Below are 3767 nucleotides of genomic sequence, written 5' to 3'. Positions count from 1 at the left end.
CGTCCGGCTAGGTGAGCATGCCGCGCAGCGGGAACACCGCCCGCCGGGTCGCGAGCACGGCCTGGTCGATCCGGTCGGCCGGGTCGTAGCCCGCCTCCCACTCCCGCCAGGACACCTCCCGGCCGTCCGTCATCCGGGCCGGCGCCAACTGCCGCGTCCGCGCGTACACCTCGTCCCGCCAGGACGCCGGCACCGCGGACTCCGGGTCGACGGGCCGGTGCGCGGCGATCCCGACCAGGTGGCTCCAGGACCGCGGGACCACGTCCACGACCGCGTACCCGCCGCCGCCCAGCGCCAGCCACCTGCCGTCCGCGTACTCGTGGGCGAGGCGGTGGCAGGACTCCTGCACGGCCCGCTGCGCGTCCAGCGACACCGCCAGATGGGCGAGCGGGTCCTCGAAGTGCGTGTCGGCCCCGTGCTGGGAGACCAGGACCTGCGGCCGGAACTCCTCCAGCAGTTCGGGCACCGTCGCGTGGAACGCGCGCAGCCAGCCCGCGTCGCCGGTCCCGGCGGGCAGCGCCACGTTCACCGCCGAGCCCTCGGCGGCCGGACCGCCCGTCTCCTGCGGCCAGCCGGTCTGCGGGAACAGGGTGCCGGGGTGCTCGTGCAGGGAGACCGTCAGCACCCGCGGGTCGTCCCAGAACGCCGCCTGCACCCCGTCGCCGTGGTGCACGTCCACGTCCACGTACGCGACCCGCTCGGCACCCAGCTCCAGCAGCCGGGCCACCGCGAGCGCAGCGTCGTTGTACACGCAGAACCCGGAGGCCCCGCCCGGCATCGCGTGGTGCAGGCCGCCCGCGAAGTTCACCGCGTGCTCGGCCTCGCCGCGCCAGATCGCCTCGGCGGCCGCCACCGACTGCCCGGCGATCAGCGCAGACGCCTCGTGCATGCCGTGGAACGCCGGATCGTCCATGGTCCCGAGCCCGTACGAGCCGTCGGCGATGCCGGGGTCCGCGGACACCTCGCGGACCGCGGCCACGTAGTCCTCCCGGTGGACGAGCCGCAGCGTGGAGTCCCCGGCCGGCGGGGCCGCCCGCAGCTCGACCTCCCGGTCCAGCTTGATGGCTCGCACCAGGCCCATGGTCAGCGCCAGGCGCACCGGGTCCATGGGATGACTCGGTCCGAAGTCATACCCCGTTACTGCCTCGTCCCACATCAACAACGCGCGGCGGCTCATGCCGCACACGGTAGCGGGCGCCGTCGGCCCCGAACGAACGGGCGTGCAGCAAGGTCACCAGGACCAGCGCCATCGGCACGAGCATGGCCCCGCGGTAGCTCCAGGCGTCACCGAGCCCGCCGACAAGCGGCGAACCGACCAGGAAGCCGACGTAGTTGAAGATGTTGAGCCGGGCGACGGCCGTGTCGGAGGATCCGGGGAACAGCCGGCCCGCGGCCGCGAAGGTCTGCGGCACGATCACGCACAGCCCGAGCCCGAGCAGCGTGAACCCGGCCATGCCCGTCCAGGCGCCGGGCGCGGCGGCGACCACCCCGAACCCGCCGGCCGCGACGGCCGTCCCGGCCCGTACGACGGCCACGGCCCCGAACCGCCGCACGCCGAGGTCGCCCACGGCCCGGCCGATCAGGGTGGTCACCATGTACACGTTGTAGGGGACGGTCGCCAGCTGCTCCGAGCTGCCGAGGACGTCCTGGAGGTACTTGGCGCTCCAGTTGGAGACGGTCGAGTCGCCGATGTACGCACACGCCATCACCAGGCACAGCGGCAGCAGCATCCGGAACCCGCCGGCGCCGAGCCCGGGGGCGTCGGCGGAGCCACCCTCCTGGCCCGTCTCCGAGACGTAGAACCGACTCCCGACGAACGCCGGCGGCAGCAAGAGGAGCACGGCGGGCAGATAGGAGACGAACAGCTCCAGGTGCCAGTGAGCCCCGGCCCAGGCGGCGGAGGCCCCGAGGATCCCGCCGAGGCTGTACGCGGCATGGAAGCCCAGCATGATGGACCGCCCGTACGCCCGCTGCAGGCTGACGCCGAGCATGTTCATGGACGCGTCCAGCGCCCCCACGGCCAACCCGAACACCCCGAGGGCCACGGCCACGTGCCACATCCGGCTCCCGGCGCCCACGCCGAGCAGCGCGAGCAGCACCACCGGCTGCGCCCACCGCAGGACGACCGCCGGCGAGACCCGCCTGACGAGGTGCTCGGTGGCGACACTGGCCGCCCCCGCCAGCACCGGCACGGCCGCGAGGAAGGCGGGCAGCAGGCCGTCGGATATCCCGTACCGGTCCTGGATGGCGGGGATCCGCGTCACGAGGAGCGCGAAGGTCACGCCCTGCACGAAGAAGCTGAACCCCAGGGCGCCCCGCCCGCGCCGCAGCCGCAGATCGTCTGTCATGGCGGCACAGCGTAGGCCCGGGCTCTACCGGTGGGTAGATGGATCACAAGCCCAATTCGGCGAGCAGCCCGGAAAGTTCCTTCATGTCGTCGAACAGCGCCGTGGCCCCGGCCAGCCGCTCGGGCGGAGTCATCGCCGTGTACCCGAGCACGGTCATCCCGGCGGCGAGGGCGGCCTGCACCCCGAGGCCGCTGTCCTCGATGACGACGCACCGCTCCGGCGGCGCCGCCATCACCCGGCCCGCGTGGTGGAAGAGATCCGGGGCGGGCTTCCCCTTCCGGACGTCCTCGGCACTGAAGATGGTCGCGTCGTCGAAGAACGGATCCAGCCCTGCCACCCGGTGCCCGACCCGAATCCGCTCATGGCTCCCGGACGAGGCCACGCAGTACCGCACACCCCGGCCGCGCAGCCCCTCCAACACCTCCCGCGCCCCGCTCACGGCCTTCAACTCCCTTTCGAAGGCGGCGAACACCCGCGCCTGGAAGGCCCGGTCGAACTCCGCGGGCAACCGCCGCCCACTCCGCTCGAGCACGGTGTCGTGCACCCGGTGCAGTGCGGCCCCCATGTAGTCCCGCACGGACTCCTCGTACGTGGTGGGATGCCCCAGCTCGGTCAGGTACTCGGCCAGGATGGCGTTGGATATCGGCTCACTGTCCACCAGGACGCCGTCGTTGTCGAAGATGACCAGCTCGTATCCCATGCCCCCACCGTAAAGGCAGAGCACATGGCCGACCTCACCCCCGACCAGCGGCGCCGGCTGTACGCCTTCGCGCAACAACTCGCCGAGCTGGCCGATCACCAGGAAGACCGCTGGAAGGTGCAAAGCACCGAAGGCCGGATCTTGCTGACGATGACCAACCCCACGGCTGTCGACGGGCTCAACGCGGTGCGGCTGCGGCGCCAGATCGAGGCAAAGGCCCCCGGGGTCGTCGCGCTCAGCGACACGCACATGGGCAATCCCGAAACCGGCCTCGTCAAGGTCCCCGACCTCGTGGTCATCGCCGAGGACGACATCGACGACACCGCGAGAGTCCTCAACGCCCGCATTGTTCTGATGGCGGTGGAGGTCGTCTCCCCCGCTCACTGCCTGACCGACATCCGCGACTACCCGAGGATGGGTGTACCGCTGTACGTCGTAGTGGACGCGCGCAAGGACAAGCAGACCGTCACGGTTCACAGCGACCCCTCGCCGGGACCCGACGGGATCAGCTACCGCAAGGCGGTGCCCTACGCCTTCGGCGACACCGTCACCGCCGGCCGCTGGTCCCTCGAAACGAGCAGCCTGAAGAGCTAACCGGCCAACTGGTAGGGCCGGTTGGGCCGTAAACGCAGAAAAGCCCCGCACCAGAGCTGGTGCGGGGCTTTCCCACAATGATTGTTCGGCGGCGTCCTACTCTCCCACAGGGTCCCCCCTGCAGT

At 71.7% G+C, this 3767-nt stretch carries 4 protein-coding genes; 1 reads left to right on the top strand and 3 read right to left on the bottom strand.

The annotated features are described in order from the left end of the window. Positions 1 to 7: 7 nt before the first annotated feature. Genes ABZ924_RS34690 through ABZ924_RS34680 form a run of 3 tightly spaced genes read right to left on the bottom strand, consistent with a single transcriptional unit; the run spans position 8 to position 3048 of the window. Positions 8 to 1177 carry an acetoin utilization protein AcuC gene (locus ABZ924_RS34690; RefSeq protein WP_361919043.1) on the bottom strand — a complete coding sequence of 390 codons (1170 nt, stop codon included), beginning with the start codon at positions 1175 to 1177 and terminating at the stop codon, positions 8 to 10. After that, positions 1128 to 2348, bottom strand: coding sequence for an MFS transporter (locus ABZ924_RS34685; protein ID WP_361919041.1), 1221 nt, complete (start codon positions 2346 to 2348; stop codon positions 1128 to 1130). The genes ABZ924_RS34690 and ABZ924_RS34685 overlap by 50 nt, the downstream gene beginning before the upstream one ends. 43 nt (positions 2349 to 2391) lie before the next feature. Further along, positions 2392 to 3048 (bottom strand): HAD family hydrolase, encoded by a 657-nt coding sequence (locus ABZ924_RS34680; protein ID WP_361919039.1) that lies wholly within the window; start codon positions 3046 to 3048, stop codon positions 2392 to 2394. A 24-nt stretch (positions 3049 to 3072) separates the two neighbouring features. On the opposite strand from ABZ924_RS34680, the gene ABZ924_RS34675 reads away from it, so the two are divergent. Continuing rightward, positions 3073 to 3642 (top strand): Uma2 family endonuclease, encoded by a 570-nt coding sequence (locus ABZ924_RS34675; protein WP_361919037.1) that lies wholly within the window; start codon positions 3073 to 3075, stop codon positions 3640 to 3642. Positions 3643 to 3767 lie beyond the last annotated feature (125 nt).

This window comes from Streptomyces sp. NPDC046876, from assembly GCF_040645035.1.
Classification (GTDB): Bacteria; Actinomycetota; Actinomycetes; order Streptomycetales; family Streptomycetaceae; genus Streptomyces.
This window is presented reverse-complemented; position numbering and strand designations above follow the sequence as displayed.